15 protein-coding genes and 2 rRNA genes are annotated in these 20,169 nt (G+C 69.7%); 4 read left to right on the forward strand and 13 right to left on the reverse strand.

Annotated features, from left to right (window positions below):
- Positions 1 to 13: 13 nt before the first annotated feature.
- The 11 genes from IPK37_02060 to IPK37_02110 all read right to left on the reverse strand — a co-directional run bounded on the left by IPK37_02060 (position 14) and on the right by IPK37_02110 (position 11,979).
- The gene (locus IPK37_02060; protein QQS01283.1) at positions 14 to 1,810 is read right to left on the reverse strand and encodes an ABC transporter ATP-binding protein; all 1,797 of its coding nucleotides are present in this window, start codon (positions 1,808 to 1,810) and stop codon (positions 14 to 16) included.
- A complete protein-coding gene (locus IPK37_02065; protein QQS01284.1) occupies positions 1,807 to 2,679 on the reverse strand; it encodes an ABC transporter permease in 873 nt (290 codons plus the stop codon). The genes IPK37_02060 and IPK37_02065 overlap by 4 nt, the downstream gene beginning before the upstream one ends.
- Positions 2,676 to 3,710, reverse strand: a complete 1,035-nt coding sequence (locus IPK37_02070; protein QQS01285.1) for an ABC transporter permease — start codon at positions 3,708 to 3,710, stop codon at positions 2,676 to 2,678. The genes IPK37_02065 and IPK37_02070 overlap by 4 nt, the downstream gene beginning before the upstream one ends.
- Positions 3,707 to 5,278, reverse strand: a complete 1,572-nt coding sequence (locus IPK37_02075; GenBank protein ID QQS01286.1) for an ABC transporter substrate-binding protein — start codon at positions 5,276 to 5,278, stop codon at positions 3,707 to 3,709. Before IPK37_02075 ends, IPK37_02070 begins: the two co-directional genes overlap by 4 nt.
- 172 nt (positions 5,279 to 5,450) lie before the next feature.
- Positions 5,451 to 5,984: a 5-(carboxyamino)imidazole ribonucleotide mutase gene (gene purE / locus IPK37_02080; protein QQS01287.1), complete on the reverse strand. Its 534-nt coding sequence runs from the start codon at positions 5,982 to 5,984 to the stop codon at positions 5,451 to 5,453.
- Between the two features lie 7 nt (positions 5,985 to 5,991).
- Positions 5,992 to 7,257, reverse strand: a complete 1,266-nt coding sequence (locus tag IPK37_02085) for a 5-(carboxyamino)imidazole ribonucleotide synthase (GenBank protein QQS02613.1) — start codon at positions 7,255 to 7,257, stop codon at positions 5,992 to 5,994.
- A 43-nt stretch (positions 7,258 to 7,300) separates the two neighbouring features.
- A complete protein-coding gene (locus IPK37_02090) occupies positions 7,301 to 8,350 on the reverse strand; it encodes a HAMP domain-containing histidine kinase (GenBank protein QQS01288.1) in 1,050 nt (349 codons plus the stop codon).
- A gap of 3 nt (positions 8,351 to 8,353) precedes the next feature.
- Complete coding sequence (locus IPK37_02095) at positions 8,354 to 9,034, reverse strand: response regulator transcription factor (GenBank protein QQS01289.1); 681 nt, start codon at positions 9,032 to 9,034, stop codon at positions 8,354 to 8,356.
- A 135-nt stretch (positions 9,035 to 9,169) separates the two neighbouring features.
- Entirely contained in the window at positions 9,170 to 9,967 is a 798-nt protein-coding gene (locus IPK37_02100) for an enoyl-CoA hydratase/isomerase family protein (protein QQS01290.1), read from the reverse strand.
- A 76-nt stretch (positions 9,968 to 10,043) separates the two neighbouring features.
- The gene (locus IPK37_02105; GenBank protein QQS01291.1) at positions 10,044 to 11,117 is read right to left on the reverse strand and encodes an adenylate/guanylate cyclase domain-containing protein; all 1,074 of its coding nucleotides are present in this window, start codon (positions 11,115 to 11,117) and stop codon (positions 10,044 to 10,046) included.
- A gap of 7 nt (positions 11,118 to 11,124) precedes the next feature.
- Positions 11,125 to 11,979, reverse strand: coding sequence for a biotin--[acetyl-CoA-carboxylase] ligase (locus IPK37_02110; GenBank protein QQS01292.1), 855 nt, complete (start codon positions 11,977 to 11,979; stop codon positions 11,125 to 11,127).
- A gap of 23 nt (positions 11,980 to 12,002) precedes the next feature.
- Here IPK37_02110 and IPK37_02115 point away from each other — a divergent pair, with 23 nt between their 5' ends.
- Genes IPK37_02115 through maf form a run of 4 tightly spaced genes read left to right on the forward strand, consistent with a single transcriptional unit; the run spans position 12,003 to position 16,405 of the window.
- Positions 12,003 to 13,613, forward strand: a complete 1,611-nt coding sequence (locus IPK37_02115) for an acyl-CoA carboxylase subunit beta (GenBank protein QQS01293.1) — start codon at positions 12,003 to 12,005, stop codon at positions 13,611 to 13,613.
- 52 nt (positions 13,614 to 13,665) lie between these two features.
- Entirely contained in the window at positions 13,666 to 13,902 is a 237-nt protein-coding gene (locus IPK37_02120; protein QQS01294.1) for an acyl-CoA carboxylase subunit epsilon, read from the forward strand.
- A gap of 44 nt (positions 13,903 to 13,946) precedes the next feature.
- Positions 13,947 to 15,719, forward strand: coding sequence for a DUF885 domain-containing protein (locus tag IPK37_02125; protein QQS01295.1), 1,773 nt, complete (start codon positions 13,947 to 13,949; stop codon positions 15,717 to 15,719).
- Positions 15,716 to 16,405 carry a septum formation inhibitor Maf gene (maf, locus tag IPK37_02130; protein ID QQS01296.1) on the forward strand — a complete coding sequence of 230 codons (690 nt, stop codon included), beginning with the start codon at positions 15,716 to 15,718 and terminating at the stop codon, positions 16,403 to 16,405. Before IPK37_02125 ends, maf begins: the two co-directional genes overlap by 4 nt.
- Before the next feature lie 165 nt (positions 16,406 to 16,570).
- On the opposite strand, the gene rrf is transcribed toward maf, so the two are convergent.
- Positions 16,571 to 16,687: ribosomal RNA gene (gene rrf, locus IPK37_02135) — 5S ribosomal RNA — on the reverse strand.
- 82 nt (positions 16,688 to 16,769) lie between these two features.
- A 23S ribosomal RNA gene (locus IPK37_02140) occupies positions 16,770 to 19,889 on the reverse strand.
- Between the last annotated feature and the right edge of the window lie 280 nt (positions 19,890 to 20,169).

The raw sequence follows: 20,169 nt of genomic DNA on the forward strand, positions 1-20,169 counted from the left end.
CGCCGACACCACCTCAGCCGGCCGAAACCAGCCGAGGGGTGTGGGCGACGAGGTCGCGCGTGTAGTCCTGTTCGGGGTGGTCGAGCACGCGCGCCGTGAGGCCGGACTCCACGAGGTGGCCTTGCCGCAGCACCAGTACCCGGTCCGCGATGGTTCGGGTCAGCGCGAGGTTGTGGGTGACGAAGAGCAGCGAGATCCCGCGCTCGTTCTTGATCCGGGTCAGCAGGCCGGTGATCGCCCCCTGGATCGAGACGTCCAGCGCCGAGGTGATCTCGTCGCAGACGAGGATGTCCGGCTCGGCCGCCAGCGCCCGGGCGATGGCGACGCGCTGCCGCTCCCCACCGGAGAGCCGGTTGGCGCGCAGCCGCAGCACCCCCTCGCCGAGCTGCACGGACTCCAGCAGCTCCGCGGCCCGGTCGCGCGCCGCGCGGCCCCGGGCCAGGCCGAACAGCTCGAGCGGCCGGGTGAGGATCTGCTCGACCGTACGTCGTGGGTTCAGCGAGGCGTAGGGATTCTGGAACACGTACTGGATCCGTCGCCGCTGCTCCCCGGTGCGCTGCCGCGCCGAACGGGCCAGCTCCGCCCCGTCCAACCGGACGGTCCCGGACCACTGGTGGTGCAGGCCGCCGACACTGCGCGAGATCGTCGTCTTGCCCGAACCGGACTCCCCCACCAGCGCCACGACCTCCCGGCGGGCCAGGTCGAAGTCCACGTCGAACACGACCTGCCTCCCGGCGTACGCGACGTTCAGCCCCGCCACGGACAGCAGCACCTCCCGCGTCGCCGCGGGGTCGGTGTCGGCCATGACCCGCCCGGCGGGATCCCACGGCGCGAGCTGCCCCACCCGCAGGCAGAGCGCGCGGTGGCCCGGGCCGACCTCGACCGCCGGCGGGTCCTTCGCGGCGCACCCGGCGACGGCCTCGGGGCACCGGTCGTGGAACCGGCACCCCGTGGGCCGGTGCCCGGGGCTCGGGGCCCGGCCGGGGATGCCGGAGAGGTGGTAGGGCCGGTCCAGATGCGGGATCGCCCGGAGCAACGCCCGCGTGTAGGGGTGCGTCGGATCGGCGAACACCCGCTCGGTCGGGCCCTCCTCGATGATTCGGCCGGCGTACATGACCGCCACCCGGTCCGCGATCGTCGCGACCACCGCGAGGTCGTGGGTGACGTAGAGGGCGGCCACCTCGAACTCGTCGCACAGCTCGGCCAACGTCGCCAGCACCGTCGCCTGGGTCGTGACGTCCAGCCCGGTGGTCGGCTCGTCCAGCACGAGCACCTCCGGCCGCGGCAGAAACGCCATCGCGATCGCCACCCGCTGCACCTGCCCCCCGGAGAGCTGGTGCGGGAACCGGCGCAGGAACTCGTCGTCGGCGGGCAGGCCCACCTGGGGCAGGATCTCGCGGACCCGTTGGTCCCGATCCGCCTCGGTGCCGACGTCGTGCAGGTCCAGCGGCTCGCGCAGCTGCTCGCCGATCCGGATCGCCGGGTTGAGCGCGGAACTGGGATCCTGCGGGATGTAGCCCACGACCACCCCGCGGATCGCGCGCACCTCGGCGGGCCGCAGCGATCGTACGTCGTGGCCGGCGACAACCACCTCGCCGCCGGTGATCGCGGCACCGGTCCGGGCGTACCCCAGCAGCGCCGTGCCCGTCGTCGTCTTCCCCGATCCCGACTCGCCAACCAGGCCGACGATCTCGCCAGGCGCGAGCCGCAGGTCGACCTCGTCGACGACGTCGATGCCCTCGACGGCGGCAGCACGCGAGCCGACCAGCGCGACGCGCAGACCCCGGACGGTGCAGATCGGCTCGCTCATGAGTCCCCCTTCGCGGCGCGCGCCCCGACCGCCTCGGCGAGCAGGTTGGTGCCGATCGTGAACAGGGCGAGCACGAGCACCGGGGCGAGCACCCCCCACGGTTGGACCAGCAAGCCCAGCCGGTTCTCGTTGGTCATCTGGCCCCAGTCCGCCGCGCCGGGGTTCGTGGCGAAGCCCAGGAAGCTGATGCCGGCGATGAGGCCGATGGCGTACGTCAGCCGCAGCCCCGCCTCGGCCAGCAGCGGCACCGTGAGGTTGGGACCCAGCTCGGTCAGGACGATGCGCCAGCGTCGTTCGCCCACCGCCTCGGCCGCCTGGACGAAGTCCTGGTCGACGTACGGCAGCGCCACCCCGCGGGCCACCCGCGCCACCCGCGGCGCGTAGGCGAGCGCCACGAACGCCACGATCACCCACGGACCCGGGTCCTTCACCGCCGCGAGGACCAGCAGCGCGACAAGGATCTGCGGGAAGGCCAGCAGCACGTCGTTGGCGCGCATGAGGATCTCGTCGGTCCAGCCGCCGAGGTAGGCCGCCAGCACGCCGTACGTCACGCCCACCACCATGCTCAAGGCCGTGGCGAGCAGCGCGGTGAGCAGGATGGCGCGGCCGCCGTGCAGCAGCCGGCTCAGCACGTCCTGGCCCAGGTAGTCGGTCCCGAAGAGGGAGCCGTCGCCGGTGAAGGGCCGCCCGACGATGTCGTACTCGCCGTACGGCGCGACGTACGGCCCGAGGACCGCGAGGGCCACGACGACCAGCGTGAGCAGCGCCCCGATGACGATCCGCGGGTCGCGCACTGCGCCGCGCACCGCGCCGCTCACCCGGCCCCCCACCCGACCCGGCCCGCCCGGGGACCGCAGCGCCGCCGTCATGCCGCCATCTCCGTCCGCGCGCGCGGGGTGAGCAGGATCGAGGCGGCGTCGGCGAGGAGGTTCACCAGGACGTACGCCGCCGCGATGAGCATGCACAGCGCCTGCACCATCGGGAAGTCGGAGTTGCGCACCGAGTCGACCAGGGCGGCCCCGATGCCCGGGAAGTTGAACAGGTACTCGATCAGCACCACCCCGCCGAGCAGCCACGCGAGCTGCAGCGCGGTCACCTGGATCGTGGGGACGAGGGTGTTGGGTACGGCGTGCCGCAGCAGCACCTCCCGCTCGGGCACCCCCTTGAGCCGGGCCAGCTCGACGTAGTCCGAGTCGAGCACCTCGAGGAGGTTGGCGCGGAGGATCCGGGTCAGATAAGGCACCACGGCAATGACCAGCGTCGCGACCGGCAGGATCAGCGAGGTCGGCCGGTCCCAGATCATGGCCCCGGGCGGCAGCACGGTCACCGCCGGGAGCACGTGCAGCACGCTCGTCGACAGCAGCGCGACGAGGAGGATGCCGGTCACGAACTCGGGCACCCCGGCCAGCGCGAGCGTGATCCCCGAGATGACGTGATCGACCGCGCCCCCGCGGCGGGCCCCGGCCAGCAGGGCCAGGCCCACGGCCAGCGGAACCATGACGAGCGTCGTGATCAGCACCAGGACGACGCTGTTGGCGATCTGGTCGCCGAGAAGGTCCCGCACGGGCAGCCCGTTGGCCACCGACGTGCCGGGGTCGCCGCTGAGCAGGCCGCGCAGCCACAGGACGTACCGCTGCGGGAGGGACTCATCCAGGTGCAGCGCGTCCCGGATCTGGGCCACCCGCTCCGGACTCACGGCGTAGTCCTTGCCGAGGATGGCCCGGACCGGGTCGCCGACCGCGGAGGTCGCGACGAAGACGAGGACGGAGACCAGGCCGAGCGTCACGAGCGCCATGAGCAGCCGCCGGACCAGCCAGCGGGCCCACCCGCGCGCGGCGGTTCGCTGCCGCAGGGCCGCCCGCCCGGCCGCGCGCGGCGAGCGCTGGGTCGCGGCGCTCATGACCGGTCCAGGGTGACGAGGTTGAACCGGTACGCCGAGCAGGGCTGCTCCCGAGCCGGGACCAGGCCGTGGACCTGATCGGTGTAGCCGTCGACCTGATTCGCGAAGGCCCAGATGAGGTAGCCGCCCCGCTCGTACTCGATCCGCTGCGCGTCCTGCAGCAGCACCCTACGGCGAGCCGGGTCGAGGCTGCGCCGGGCCGCGGCGATGAGGTCGGCGAAGTCCGGGTCGGTGAAGTGGGTCTCGTTGTACGGCGAGGTCTTGAGCGCGCACGCGATCGCCTGGGGCAGGTAGAGCCGGGTCGACCAGAAGTCCTGGGCGAAGTCCCAGGAGAGGTATTGGTCGCCGTAGAACACGTTCGGGTCAGCCTTGGTGAGGCGCACCTGCACCCCGGCCTTCGCTGCGTGCTGGACGAAGAGGTTGGCCGACTCGACGCCACCGGCGCCGACCGCGGTGGAGGTGACGAGCTCGATCTGCAGATCGGAGCGTCCGGCCTGACGCAGCAACGCCTTGGCCTGGTCGATGTCCTGCTCCCGCTGCGGCAGCTGCGCGCCGAGGTAGTCGGGATCGAACGGCCCGTAGAGGTCGTTGGCAAGCCGGCCGTAGCCGGACAGGGCCTGGTCGATCATCTGCCTGCGGTCGGCGATGAGCCGGATCGCCTGACGGACCCGTACGTCGGAGAACGGCGCCCGGTCGACCCGCATCGTGAACGGCACCCAGCCCCCGGTCTCGGAGATCAGCGCGTGGGCACCCTGGCGCTCGACCCCCTCGGCGAGATAGCCGGGCAGGTTGTCGATCGTGTGGACCTGCCCCGCGAGGAGCGCATTGACCTTGGCTGTGTCGTCGGCGAAGTCGAGGATGAGCAGCGCGTCCACTGAGGCCTTGCGGTCCCAGTAGTCGTCGTGCCGCCGGAAGAGGCTGCGCCGCCCCGGCACGAACGTCATCGCCTTGAACGGCCCGGTGCCGATGGGTCGCGCCGGGTTGAAGTCGCGCGGGACGATGCCGAGGGAGTACGCCGCGAGGACCTTGTCCAGCATCCCGTGCGGCTCCTTGAGCACGATCCGGTAGGTGTGCTCGTCCAGCGCGCGACAGGCCGGCAGGTCGATCAGCGGCGCCACGTCGGTGAGCAGCGACGCGGGCTTCTTGGGGTTCGCCATCCTCTCGATGCTGGCCTTGACGTCGAGCGCCTGCAGGGGCCGGCCGTCGTGGAAGGTGACGCCGCGCCGCAGCCGGAAGGTCCACTGGGTGCCGTCGGCGTTGGGCTCGGCCGACTCGGCCAGCGCGGGTTCCACCTCGTAGTCGGTGGTGTACCGCAGCAGCGGCTCGTAGAGGTTCCGCACCCGGGCGATGTCCGGCATGGTGACCGGGAAGTGCGGGTCCAGGGTGTCCTTCAGCCCGCCGCCGGTGGCGCCGTGGACCAGTTGGGTGTTGATCCCGTCGGACGCCGACGACGGGGACGAGCAGGAGGTCAGCCCCGGCAGCGCGGCCGCCGTGGCGGCCAGCCCGCCCCAGCGCAGCACCTGTCTTCGGCTCACGCCCGGCGCCGTTGGACCCGTGATCTGCGGCATCGCCTCAACCTTCCCCCGTGATTCGGACAGGGTAGGTCACTGCCGGTGGCGGGGCGGCCCCCACACCGGACGCAATCTGGACATTTGCCCAACTCATCCGTCGGCGGTCGCAAAGCGCAGCCGAACGAACCGGCCCGCGCCCGCGCCGCCCGCCCGGTGGCGGCGGCCCGACTCAGCCGCGGCGTTCGCGCAGCGCCGCCCCCTTGGCGTGCGCCTGGTCGCGCAGCTCGGCCTGGAAGGCGACCATCCGGTCGCGCAGGGCCGCGTCGGCACTCGACGTACCGGATCCGAGGATCCGCGCCGCCAGCAGCCCCGCGTTGCGGGCCCCTCCGATCGAGACCGTCGCCACCGGCACCCCCGCCGGCATCTGCACGATCGAGAGCAGGGAATCCATGCCGTCGAGGTACTTCAGCGGAACCGGCACCCCGATCACCGGCAGCGGGGTGACCGCCGCCAGCATCCCGGGCAGGTGCGCGGCCCCGCCGGCGCCCGCGATGATCACCCGCAGCCCCCGCTGCGCGGCCGACCGGCCGTAGTCGATCATCTCCGTCGGCATCCGGTGCGCCGACACGACGTCCGCCTCGTAGCCGACCCCCAACTCGTCGAGGGCCTGCGCGGCCTCCTGCAGAACCGGCCAGTCGCTGTCGCTGCCCATCACGATCCCGACGACCACCTCGGCGCCCTCGGGCGCGCTCGCCTGCGTCATGGCATCCTCACTCCTCGATCACTCCCGCCAGGTAGTCGGTGGCGTGCCGGGCGCGCCCCCGCAGCTCGTCCAGCTCCGCACCGCACACGGTCACGTGGCCGATCTTGCGACCCGCCCGGACCTCCTTGCCGTACAGGTGCATTCGCAGCCCGGGGTCGCGGGCGAGGAGGTGCCGGTACGTCGAGTACAGCTCCTCGTAGCCCTCGCCCCCCAGCACGTTGCCCATCACGGTCCACGGCGCGCGGGCGCGCGGATCCCCGAGCGGCAGGTCCAGCACCGCCCGCAGGTGCTGCTCGAACTGGCTGGTCACGGCCCCGTCGATGGTCCAGTGGCCGCTGTTGTGCGGGCGCATGGCGAGCTCGTTGACGACGTACGTCGGGTGGGCGTCCCCCCCGAGCGCCGGATCGGCCGGGATCTCGAACAGCTCGACCGCCAGGACCCCGGTCACCCCGAGCGCCCCCGCGATCCGCAAGGCCGCCTCGGTGAGGCGCGCGGCGTCGGCCTCCGCGAGATCTGGGGCGGGCGCCAACACCTCGGTGCAGATGCCGTCGGTCTGCACGGTCTCGACGATCGGCCAGGCCGCGGCCTGCCCCGAGGGGCTGCGCGCCACCAGCGCGGCCAGCTCGCGGGCGAAGGGGACCTTCTCCTCGGCGAGGATGCCGTCGGCGAAGGCGGGCCGCGCGAAGGCGCCCCCCGCCTCCTGGCGGCGGGCCAGCTCGGCCTCGTCGCGGCGGACCAGCTCGCACCAGTCGCGCGCGTCGTCGGGCTGGTCGGCGACCAGCACGCCCTTCCCGTCGTACCCGCCCCGCGGCGCCTTGAGCACCACCGGCCAGCCGACCTCGGCGGCGAACGCGTCCAGTTCCTCCAGCGTCCGCACCTGCCGCCACCGCGGGCAGCCGATGCCCAGCTCCCCCATCGCCCGGCGCATCGCCAGCTTGTCCTGGGCGTAGACCAGCGCCTCCGGCGACGGCTGCAGATTGATCCCGTCGGCGGCCAGCGCGGCGAGGACGGCCTGGGGCACGTGCTCGTGGTCGAACGTCACGACGTCGCACTCGGCCGCGAACGCACGGACGGCGGCCAGGTCGTCGTGGGCGCCGACGGGCGCGGACGGTACGACGAGCGCGGCGGAGGCCGACGCGGATTCGGCGAGGACCGACAGCTGCACGCAGAGCCCGACGGCCGGCGGCTGGCACATCCGGGCGAGCTGCCCGCCGCCGATGATGCCGACGAGGGGAAATCCTCCGGGGGCGCGCAGCACACTCACGGGGGCCAGGCTATCCGGCCCGGGCGACGCTCCAGGCGGACGACCACGGCGCTCAGCCGAACAGGGCGGGCCCGTCCAGCGTGGGCTCGGCGGCCGACAGGAACAGCGCGAACACCACGGGATAGCCCTGGACCAGTTCGAGGCGTCCGCCGTGGCTTTCAGCGAGGTCGCGGGCGAGGCCCAGGCCGAGGCCGGTGCTCTTCGTCGAGACGCTGCGCTCGAAGATGTGCGGCGCCAGCTCGGGCGAGACCCCCGGCCCCTGATCGGAGACCTCGACGACCACTGACGGCCCCGAGCGACGCGCGTCGATGCGCACGAGCCCCTTGCCGTGGACCAGGGAGTTCTCGATCAGCGTGGACAGGATCTGGGCCAACGCCACCGGCGTCGTGATGAGCCGCAGCCCCCGCTCGCCGCTGACCCGCACCGTCCGCTGGGCGGCCTCGAACGCGGGCATCCACTCCCGCTGCAGCTGGGCCAGGACCGCGTCAAGCGAGGTCGGGGCGGCGGTGGCCGTCGGCGCATGGGTGCGGGAGCGCGCGAGGAGCGCGTCGACCGTGGCGTTGAGGCGCTCCACCTGATCGATCGCGATGTTGGCCTCCTCGTGCGCCACCTCCAGCTCCTCGGTGAGCGAGATCTCCTCCAGCCGCATCAGCAGGGCGGTGAGCGGGGTCCGCAGCTGATGGGAGGCGTCCGAGGCGAAGTCCCGCTCCGAGCTCAGCGAGGCGAGCAGCTGTTGGGCGCTGTTGGAGAGCACGTCCGAGACGCGATCGATCTCGGCGATGCCGGAGCGGATGCGCTCATAGCGGGCGTCGCCCGCGCCGAGACGCTCGGCCTGCTCGGTGAGCCGCTGCATCGGCTCGACGAAGCGCTCCGCCTGCCGGACGCTGACCCACAGGCCGACGGCGAAGGCGACGATCGCCATCCCGAGCGCGATCGCCAGGGCCCACCAGGGGCTGTACGCCGGGGCACTGCAGTCGCAGGATGCGTCGATGGCCAGGTGCCGGTTGATGATCAGGCCCGCGAGCACGGCGAGCGGGACGAAGAAGACGATCAACCCGACCGAACTCGCCAGGGCGGTCGAGCGCATCAGCAGGCGCCGCACGGCTCAGCTCGGTCCCTCGGGCCGCTCGAAGCGGAACCCCACGCCGCGCACGGTGGTGATGTAGCGCGGCCTGGTCGCGTCGTCGCCGAGTTTGCGGCGCAGCACGGACACGTGCATGTCCAGGGTCTTGGTCGACCCGAACCACTGGGTCTCCCACACCTCCCGCATGAGTTGCTCGCGGGAGACGACCTTGCCCTGCTCGCGCACGAGCACGCGCAGCAGGTCGAACTCCTTGGCGGTGAGCTGCAGCTCCTCGTCGTTCATGTAGGCCCGCCGCGCCTGGGCGTCGATGCGCACCCCGCCGTCCTCCTCGCCCGCGGCGGTCGGCGTACGGCGCAGCAGCGCGCGCACCCGGGCCAGGAGCTCGGCGAGGCGGAACGGCTTGGTGACGTAGTCGTCGGCCCCGGCGTCGAGGCCGACAACGGTGTCGACCTCGTCGGCGCGCGCAGTGAGGATCAGGATCGGCGCCGTGCGCCCCTCGGCCCGCAGGCGCCGGCAAACCTCCAGCCCATCCATGGAGGGCAGGCCGAGGTCGAGGATCACGAGGTCGGGATTGTCCTGTGCGGCAGCCAGGGCGCGCAGGCCGTCGTCGGACACCCCGACGTCGTACCCCTCGCGCCGTAAGGCGCGCGCGAGGGGCTCGCTGATCGCCGGGTCGTCCTCGGCCAGCAGGACACGGATCATGCGGTCATCCTAGGGGTCGACGCGGTCTGCGCGCCCCGGTCGCGTCTTGGACGCGCCGTCGAATGTCCTTTCGGCGCAGAGCGCTTCGACCTGGGGACCGGCCCCGCGGCGGGCCCGGCGGCCCGCCGCCGGCCGTCACTGGCCGGGCCAGCGCGGCGCCCGCTTCTCGTTGAACGCGGCCACCCCCTCGGCGCGGTCGCCGCTGAACGCAGTCGCCCGCCAGCAGGCATCCTCGATCTCCAGTCCCGAACGCAGGTCCACGTCGAAGCCGAGCCGCATGGCCTTCTTCGCGTTGCGCAGCCCGACCGGCGAGTTCTTCGCGATCTGCGCGGCGAGCTCCAACGCCTTCTCGCGCGCGGTCCCCGCGGGCGCCAGGACGTCGGCGAGGCCGTACTCCGCCGCCTCGACGCCGGTGAGCCGCTTCGTGCTGAACACCAGCAGGGCGGCCTTGGACCAGCCCAGCCGACGCGTGAGCAACTGGGTGCCCCCACCGCCGGGGATCACGCCGACCGAGACCTCGGGCAGGCCCAACGTCGCCTGCTCGCCGGCCACGAGGATGTCGCAGGACAGGGCGATCTCGCAGCCGCCCCCGAGGGCGAAGCCCTCGACCGCCGCGATGCTCGGCACGGGGAGCTCGAGGACGCCGGTGTACGCCGCCCGCGCATGCGGCCGCTGCCGGACGAGGTCGGCGTCGGTGAAGCTGTTGCGCTCCTTGAGGTCGGCCCCGACGCAGAACGCCTTGGGGTGGCTGCTCGTGACCACCACGCAGCGCACGTCCCGGTCCGCCGCGAGGGTCGCCGCGGCCTCGCCGAGCGCCTGCGCCATCGCGGTGGAGACCGCGTTCATGGCGCTCGGCCGGTCCAGGACCAGCTCGGCGACGTGGCCCTCCTCCCCGTGCCGGTTGATCGTGACCATGGCATCCGTGCTGCTCATCGCGCGCCTTTCGGGGTAGGGACCGCCGGTGGCGGTCCGGGGGTGGTCGGTCGATCAGGCAGGTGGCGGACCGCCGTCACCGGCGCAGCGGGGCGGGCACGGGCGGGCCGTCCGGGCCGGGACGAAGGACGTGCGCGCGGGTGGGCCCCAACCCACGCAGGTCGCGCGGCCGCATCGGCGACAGGCGCACATCGGCCCGGTCGTGGAGCAGGCGCCCGATGGCGGCGTCCACGAGCACGGTGTCCGGATGGGCCAGGCTGGTGAGCCGGGCGGCACGGTTCACGGTCGTACCGAAGAGATCGCCAAGGCGGGAGAGCACGGGGCCGTGCGCGAGGCCGACCCGCAGGGGCGGCATGTCCCCCACGGCGTGCACCCCCTCGACCATGGTCAACGAGATGCCGGCCGCATCGACGGGGCTGCGGCAGGAGAACAAGACCTCGTCGCCGAGGGTCTTCACGAGGCGACCGCCGTACGCCGCCACGGTGTCGGCCGCAATGGCCTCGAACCGCTGCACCATCCGCCCGAGTTGCCGCTCCGACATGTGCCGGACGGTCTGGGTGAACCCCACCATGTCGGCGAACCCCACGACGGCGTTGTGCTCGGCGCCGAGGGGCTCGGCCTGAGAGGCGAGGCGGGCGACGGCGGCGGCGAGGTGCCGGCGCCAGGCGTAGACCAGCAGCGGCTCGATCTCGTCGGCGAGCTGAATCGTCAGCTCGGCGGCCGCCGTCTCCAGGGCCACGCCGTCGGGGGCTTCGCCGGCGTCGGCCGCCCGCTGGCGGCGCTCCTGGACCAACTCCCAGACGAGCTGGGTCTGCCACGCCGCGAGTCGGTCGGCGCTGCGCGCCATGGCCCGGGTGAGCGACATCGCGCTGTCGTCGTCGAGGACGCCCGCGCGGACCAGGGACACCACCCGATCGAGGGCCTGCACGTCGGCCTCGGTGAAGACCACGTCGTCGTCGCCCACCCGCGGGAACCCCAGCGCGTGCCAGAACCGCCGCGCAGACAGCAGCGAGACGCCGACGGCCTCGCTGACCTCGCGCCGCATGTATTCGTGCGGGTGGCCGAGCAGCGCGGGATGGGGGTCGTCGGCCATGCTCGACCGCGACCCGGGACGCTCGGGCCCCGGCTCCCGCTCTTGCTCGCCGCTCATGCCCCCATCATTCCTGACCGATCGGTCCGGGAGCTCCGGAGGGCCGCACGTGAATCACGTCGCCGGACGCGAACTCGCGGCGCTCCGACCCGCCGTTCGCCGTCGCGACCTCCACCACGAGCTCGCCACCACGGGCGATGTCGACCGCGCGACCGCGAACTGTCGAGGAGTCAGGCAAGTGCACCTCCACGTCGCGACCGAGGGTGTCGCATCGGGACCGGTACGCCGCCTGTACCGCGTCGGCCGGGCCGGCGTACCAGGCATCGTGCCAGTCGGCGAACGCCCGTGCCACAGCGACGACCAGGTCGCCCTCGCCGGGCCGGTCGAAGCCCGCCAGGGTCAGCGACGTCGCGGTCGGCACCGGCAGTTCTTCGCGCGAGAGGGCCACGTTGATGCCGACCCCGGCGACGACCAGCGGGTCGGCGCCCGGGCCGCGGCGCGCCGGGGCCAGCTCGCACAGGATCCCGCAGAGCTTCCCCCAGCGACCCCCCTCGTCGCAGGCCAGAACGTCATTCGGCCACTTGAGGGCGAACCGGTCGGGGGCGCCGGTCACGCGTCCCAGCGCGTCCACCACCGCGACCCCGGTCACCAACGGCAGCCAGCCCCACCGCCCGGCATCCGGGGCCATGGGCACGGTCAGGGACAGCGCCACCGAGGCGCCGGGCGGGGACGACCAGGCCCGCGAATGCCGGCCGCGGCCCGAGGTCTGATGGCGGCTCGTGAGCACGCGCCAGGGCCTCGGATCGGCCAGCGAGGCGGCATTGGTGGAGTCGATCTCGCCGGGGCAGAGCACCTCTCGCCACGGGCCGGCAGCCGTGACGAGGGCCTCACGGATGGGGGTCTCGCTCAGGGCCATCGCCATGCGCACAAGGCTAGGCTGCGGCCATGACCGATGCTGCCACGACCGGGGCGACGACGCCTGACCTGCACACGACCGCCGGCAAGCTGGCCGATTTCCGCCGCCGCAACGACGAGTTGTTGCACGCCGGCTCGGAGCGCGCGGTCGAGAAGCAGCATGCCAAGGGAAAGAAGACCGCGCGCGAGCGCATCCTCCAGCTTCTCGACGAGGACAGCTTCGTCGAGCTCGATGGCCTGGCGCGGCACCGCTCCAGCAACTTCGGGCAGGACCGCAACCGGCCCTACGGCGACGGCGTCATCACCGGCTACGGCACCATCGATCACCGCCCCGTGTGCGTCTTCGCCCAGGACTTCACGGTCTTCGGCGGCTCGCTGGGTGAGGTCTTCGGCGAGAAGATCGTCAAGGTCATGGACCTGGCGATGAAGATCGGTTGCCCGGTCGTCGGCATCAACGACTCCGGCGGCGCGCGCATCCAGGAGGGCGTCGTCTCCCTCGGCCTCTATGGCGAGATCTTCCGCCGCAATGTGCACGCCTCGGGCGTCATCCCGCAGATCAGCCTCATCATGGGCCCGTGCGCCGGCGGCGCGGTCTACTCCCCCGCGATCACCGACTTCATCGTCATGGTCGAGAACACCTCACACATGTTCATCACCGGCCCGGACGTCATCAAGACGGTCACCGGCGAGGACGTGGAGTTCGAGGACCTGGGCGGGGCCCGGGCGCACAACACCAAGTCCGGCGTGGCGCACTACGCGGCCTCCGACGAGGACGACGCGATCGAATACGTCCGCGAGCTGCTGAGCTACCTGCCGCAGAACAACCTGGAAGAGTCGAGCGTCTTCGAATACGACGACGAGCCGCACATCAACGCGGAGGACGAGGCGCTCAACAGCTTCATCCCCGACTCGGCCAACATGCCCTACGACATGCACACGGTCATCGAGACCGTGCTGGACGACGGCGCGTTCACCGAGGTGCACGCCCTGTTCGCGCCCAACATGATCTGCGGCTTCGGCCGGGTCGAGGGCCGCAGCGTCGGCATCGTGGCCAACCAGCCGATGCAGTTCGCCGGCACCCTCGACATCGACGCCTCCGAGAAGGCCGCCCGCTTCGTGCGGACCTGCGACGCCTTCCACATCCCGGTGATCACCTTCGTCGACGTCCCGGGCTTCCTGCCCGGCACCGACCAGGAGTGGAACGGCATCATCCGCCGCGGCGCGAAGCTCATCTACGCGTACGCCGAGGCCACGGTCCCGCTCGTCACGATCATCACCCGCAAGGCCTACGGCGGCGCGTACGACGTCATGGGCTCCAAGCACCTCGGCGCCGACATCAACCTGGCCTGGCCGACCGCGCAGATCGCGGTCATGGGCGCGCAGGGCGCGGTGAACATCCTCTACCGCAAGCAGCTGGCTGACGCGGCGAAGGAGGGCAAGGACATCGACGCAGCGCGCAAGGAGTTCATCGAGCAGTACGAGACGACGCTGGCCAACCCCTACATCGCCGCCGAGCGCGGCTACGTCGACGCGGTGATCGAGCCCGCCGAGACCCGGGTGCAGATCATCAAGGCGCTGCGTGCGCTCCGCAGCAAGCACGAGAAGCTGCCGCCGAAGAAGCACGGCAACATCCCGCTCTGACGCGCGGCAGCCACCGGGCCCCGCACCACGTCCCGACCACGAGGAGACGCCCATGAGCGAGCAGGCGACGACCGCCGAGCCGGAGGCCGAGGCGACCCCGCTGCCGCGCATCCAGATCGAGCGAGGCAACGCCACCCCCGAGGAGATCGCCGCGCTGTTGGTGCTCTTCGCGGCGGCGGCCGGCGGGGACGAGGACGGCGGCCCTCAGGCCCGCGGCGGCTGGACCCGCAAGGCGCGCACGTTCAATCCGGGCGCTGTTCGCGGCGCGGGTTGGGGCGGTGGTCTCTGATCCCGCGCTGTCCCTGACGGCTGGGAGTTCACGAGCCCCTGACCATGGCGGGAGCCGCGATCCCCTTGCCCGGGATCGCGGCTCGCGCCATCTGCCAGTGGCGATCCCGAGCATTGGGGTACGTTCGAACGGTGAGTGACCCCAGCACCGCTGCCGGTGGCGGCCCCCGGCCCCAGACCGACGTCGACCGCATCGCCGAGGACTACGTGGCGCAGGCCATGGAACTGAGCCCGATCGACGCGACCCACTACGGGCTCCCCGGCCGGCACGACGACTACGACGACTTCTCCCCCGACGGCTGCCAGGCGGTCTCCGACCTGCGGCGGGCCACCCTGGCCGCACTGTCCCAGGCCCACCCCGTCGACGCCATCGACGAGGTGACGATCGAGGCCATGCGGGAGCGCCTGGGCCTCGCCGAGGAGATCCACGCCGCCGGTCTCGACATGGCGCAGCTCAACAACCTGGCGAGCCCCCTGCAATACGTCCGGGACGTCCTCGACCTCATGCCGAGCGACACTCCCGAGCAGATCGAGACGATCGCGCGCCGGATGCACCGCATCCCCGAGGCGTTGACGGGCTGGGAGGCCTCGCTGGCCGTCGCCGCGGAACGCGGACTCCGGCCGGCCCGCCGACAGGTCGAGGCGTGCCTGGCCCAGGCCCGCGAGCTCGCCGGCGACGACGGCTACTTCGGGGGCGTCGAGGACCTCGCGGGCGACGACGTACGGCTCCGCGGACTCCTGGAGGACGGGGCGCGCGAGGCGCGCCGCGGCTACGCGCAGGCCGCCGAACGGCTCGCGGCGCGCCTCCCGGAGAGCCCGGACCGCGACCCGGTGGGCCGCGACGTCTACGCGCTGTGCTCCCGCGAGTTCCTGGGCGCCTCGATCGATCTCGGGGAGACCTATGCCTGGGGCCAGATCGAGCTGGCCCGCATCGAGGCCGAGATGCGCGCCGTCGCCGACCAGATCCGGCCGGGGGCGACGGTCGCCGAGGCCGCCCAGATCCTCGACCAGGACCCGGCGTACCGGCTGGAGGGCGTCGACGCGCTCCAGGCCTGGATGCAAGAGACCGCGGACGCGGCCATCGCGACCCTCGCCGGGACCCACTTCGACATCCCCGATCCGGTACGCCGCATCGAATGCAAGATCGCGCCCACCACCAGCGGTGGCATCTACTACACGGGGCCGTCGGACGACTTCTCCCGCCCGGGTCGCATGTGGTGGTCGGTGCCCAAGGCGGTCACGACGTTCGGCACCTGGCGCGAGCGGACCACGGTCTACCACGAGGGAGTGCCCGGGCATCACCTGCAGGTGGCGCAGACGGTCTACCGATCCGACAGCCTCAACCAGTGGCGTCGCCTCCTGGCCTGGACCTCCGGGCATGGGGAGGGCTGGGCGCTGTACGCCGAGCGACTCATGGAGGAGCTGGGCTTCATGGACGATCCCGGCAACCGGCTGGGGTTGCTCGACGCGCAGTCGCTGCGGGCCGCGCGCGTCGTCCTCGACATCGGCGTGCACTGCGAGTTGGAGGCGCCGGCCGAGGTCGGCGGTGGGGCATGGACCTACGACAAGGCGTGGGCCTTTCTCACCGCCCACTGCACCATGGAGGAGCCCGTGCTGCGGTTCGAGCTCAACCGCTACCTGGGCTGGCCCGGGCAGGCTCCGTCGTACAAGGTGGGCGAGCGACTCTGGCTGCAGCTGCGCGAGGAGGTGCGCGCCCGGGAGGGAGACGCGTTCGACCTCAAGGCGTTCCACCGGCGCAGCCTGGACCTGGGCGGGGTCGGACTCGACACGCTCCGCCGGGCCGTGCTCGCGGGATGACCGCTCCCGTGCGACTGGTCCTGGCCTCCGCCTCGGCGGGGCGGCTGGGGACGCTGCGGGCCGCCGGGGTGGACCCGGCCGTGGTCGTCTCGGCCGTCGACGAGGACGCCGTGCTGACCGCGGCGACGCACCGCTACGGACCCCTCACCCCCGCCGACGCGGCGCTCCTGCTCGCCCGAGGGAAGTGCGAGGACGTCGCCAGCAGGCTCTCGACGGGCGACGTCCCGGGCGACGTCTTGGTGCCCGGGGGCGGCGCGGACCTGGTGCTCGGCTGTGACTCGATCTTCGAGCTGGACGGGACGGCGTACGGCAAGCCGGCCACCCCGGCGCAGGCGCGGGACCGGTGGCGGACGATGTCCGGCAAGAGCGCAGCCCTGCACACCGGGCATTGGCTGATCGACGCGCGCGCCCCGGAGGCCGGCGGCACGGGAGGAACGTTCGGGGAGACGGTGACGACGGAGGTCACCTTCGCGTCGATGTCGGAGCACGACATCGAGGCGTACGTCGCCACCGGCGAGCCCCTCGCCTGTGCGGGGGCGTTCACGATCGACGGGTACGGCGGGGCATTCGTGACGGGCGTCGTCGGGGATCCACACAACGTCGTCGGGCTCTCTCTGCCCGCCCTCCGGTCGATGCTCGCGGAGATCGGCGTCGCGTGGCCGAGGTTGTGGAGTCGGCGCGGCTGACGGCTCTCGCGGCGCCTGCCGACGTGGCACACGATGGTCAGCTCTGCCCGGCATTCAGCTCTCCCGGACAGCTCTCCCAGGCATTCGAATCCCCCGAGCATTCAGGTCTCTCGGGCATGCCGAAGGGGCCCCATCCGCGTGGATGGGGCCCCTTCTTAACGTGTTGTCCGGCGGCGTCCTACTCTCCCACACCGTCACCAGTGCAGTACCATCGGCGCTGAAAGGCTTAGCTTCCGGGTTCGGAATGGGACCGGGCGTTTCCCTTTCGCTATGACCGCCGTAACCTTATCGTACTAACCACCACAACTGTTTGGTTGGTGTTCCGGGAACCGTACAGTGGACGCGAACATTACATGCTGAAGGTTTAGTCAAGTCATCGGCCTATTAGTACCAGTCAGCTCCACACATTACTGTGCTTCCACATCTGGCCTATCAACCCAGTCGTCTAGCTGGGAGCCTCTCAACACTCGAAGTGTCACGGAAACCTCATCTTGAAGCATGCTTCCCGCTTAGATGCTTTCAGCGGTTATCCCTTCCGAACGTAGCCAACCAGCGGTGCCCTTGGCAGAACAACTGGCACACCAGAGGTTCGTCCGTCCCGGTCCTCTCGTACTAGGGACAGCCCTTCTCAAGTTTCCAACGCGCACAGAGGATAGGGACCGAACTGTCTCACGACGTTCTAAACCCAGCTCGCGTACCGCTTTAATGGGCGAACAGCCCAACCCTTGGGACCTACTCCAGCCCCAGGATGCGACGAGCCGACATCGAGGTGCCAAACCATGCCGTCGATATGGACTCTTGGGCAAGATCAGCCTGTTATCCCCGGGGTACCTTTTATCCGTTGAGCGACCACGCTTCCACAAGCCATGGCCGGATCACTAGTCCCGACTTTCGTCCCTGCTCGACATGTCTGTCTCACAGTCAAGCTCCCTTGTGCACTTACACTCAACACCTGATTGCCAACCAGGCTGAGGGAACCTTTGGGCGCCTCCGTTACCTTTTGGGAGGCAACCGCCCCAGTTAAACTACCCACCAGGCACTGTCCCTGAACCAGATCATGGTCCGAAGTTAGACATCCAGTACAACCAGAGTGGTATTTCAACGTTGACTCCACCCAGACTGGCGCATGAGCTTCAAAGTCTCCCACCTATCCTACACAAGTCGTACCGATCACCAATACCAAGCTATAGTAAAGGTCCCGGGGTCTTTCCGTCCTGCTGCGCGTAACGAGCATCTTTACTCGTAATGCAATTTCGCCGAGTTCGCGGTTGAGACAGTGGAGAAATCGTTACGCCATTCGTGCAGGTCGGAACTTACCCGACAAGGAATTTCGCTACCTTAGGATGGTTATAGTTACCACCGCCGTTTACTGGGGCTTAAATTCTGAGCTTCGCACCCAAAGGGCACTAACCAGTCCGCTTAACCTTCCAGCACCGGGCAGGCGTCAGTCCGTATACATCGAATTACTTCTTCGCACGGACCTGTGTTTTTAGTAAACAGTCGCTTCTCCCTGGTCTCTGCGGCCCTCCCCCCTAGCAGGCGAAGCTGCTTCAAGGGTAAGGCCCCCCTTCTCCCGAAGTTACGGGGGCATTTTGCCGAATTCCTTAACCACGATTCACTCGATCGCCTTAGTATTCTCTACCTGACCACCTGAGTCGGTTTAGGGTACGGGCGGCTCAAACCTCGCTAGAGGATTTTCTCGGCAGCATAGGATCACCCTACTTCCACCAAACGGTGTCACCATCACATCTCAGACACTATGAGACCCGGATTTGCCTAGGCCTCGTCCTACCTGCTTGGACGTGGACAACCATCGCCACGCGGAGGCTACCTTCCTGCGTCACTCCATCGCTTACCTACTACCAGATCGGGTCACACGCTCCCCTGCCCTCCCCACCCGAAAGCGGGGTTAAAGCAAGCTTCAGGTGCTTAGCATCCCTGGCCTCGATATGGGCGGTTCTTCGCCGGTACCAGAATATCAACTGGTTATCCATCGACTACGCCTGTCGGCCTCGCCTTAGGACCCGACTAACCCAGGGCAGATTAACTTGACCCTGGAACCCCTTGGTCATTCGGCGGGCGAGTTTCTCACCCGCCATTCGCTACTCATGCCTGCATTCTCACTCGTGTAGCGTCCACACCTGGATCACTCCGGCGCTTCACCCGCCACACGACGCTCCCCTACCCAGCAACACCCCTGAACCACGAAGGCTCGGGAAATATGTCACTGCCACAGCTTCGGTGGTGTGCTTGAGCCCCGCTACATTGTCGGCGCGGAATCACTTGACCAGTGAGCTATTACGCACTCTTTCAAGGGTGGCTGCTTCTAAGCCAACCTCCTGGTTGTCATCGCAACTCCACATCCTTTTCCACTTAGCACACGCTTAGGGACCTTAGCTGGTGATCTGGGCTGTTTCCCTCTCGACTACGGAGCTTATCCCCCGCAGTCTCACTGCCACGCTTACACTTACCGGCATTCGGAGTTTGGCTGACGTCAGTAACCCGGTAAGGCCCATCAGCCATCCAGTAGCTCTACCTCCGGCAAGAAACACGCAACGCTGCACCTAAATGCATTTCGGGGAGAACCAGCTATCACGGAGTTTGATTGGCCTTTCACCCCTACCCACAGCTCATCCCCTCAGTTTTCAACCTAAGTGGGTTCGGTCCTCCACGCCGTCTTACCGGCGCTTCAACCTGGCCATGGGTAGATCACTCCGCTTCGGGTCTAGAGCACGCGACTCAAACGCCCTATTCAGACTCGCTTTCGCTACGGCTACCCCACCTGGGTTAACCTCGCCACGAAGCCACTAACTCGCAGGCTCATTCTTCAAAAGGCACGCCGTCACCCCACAAAGAGGCTCCGACGGATTGTAGGCACACGGTTTCAGGAACTATTTCACTCCCCTCCCGGGGTACTTTTCACCTTTCCCTCACGGTACTCGTCCGCTATCGGTCACCAGGTAATATTTAGGCTTGACGGGTGGTCCCGCCAGATTCACACGAGATTCCTCGAGCCCCGTGCTACTCGGGAAATTCCCCACGCAGTCCACACCATTTCAGCTACCGGGCTACCACCCTCTCTGGCCGGCCCTCCCAGACCGTTCGCCTACAGCATGGATTTCTTACTGCGCGCCGACGTGTCAGCATCGACCGAGAAGCTCCCACAACCCCAAACATGCAACCCCTGACAGGTATCACACACGCCTGGTTTAGCCTCTTCCGCTTTCGCTCGCCACTACTCACGGAATCACTCTTGTTTTCTCTTCCTGCGGGTACTGAGATGTTTCACTTCCCCGCGTTCCCTCCACACACCCTATACATTCAGGTGCAGGTGACTGTACTTGCCTCCAGGCCGGGTTACCCCATTCGGACATCCCCGGATCACAGCCCGGTTATCAGCTCCCCGAGGCTTATCGCAGCCTCCCACGTCCTTCATCGGCTCCTGGTGCCAAGGCATCCACCGTATGCCCTTAAAAACTTGCAACAAAAAGCAAAAATGCTCGCGTCCACTATACAGTTCTCAAAACACCACCCACCAGCAAAACCCACCCCACGCCGCACCACACAACCCCCACCCCACACCGGAGGAAGAGACCAGGCATACGACCGGCAGACCCCACCACAAGCACCCCACCACCCACCCACACACCCCAGACCCACCACCACCATGACCCTGAGGACGCAGGCAGAGCAGCCGAGCCCTCAAAACCCAACAGCGCACCACGACCACACCCACCCCTGACACGCACCGCTTCCCACCCCCC

It is taken from the genome of Austwickia sp., assembly GCA_016699675.1.
Taxonomy (GTDB): Bacteria; Actinomycetota; Actinomycetes; order Actinomycetales; family Dermatophilaceae; genus Austwickia.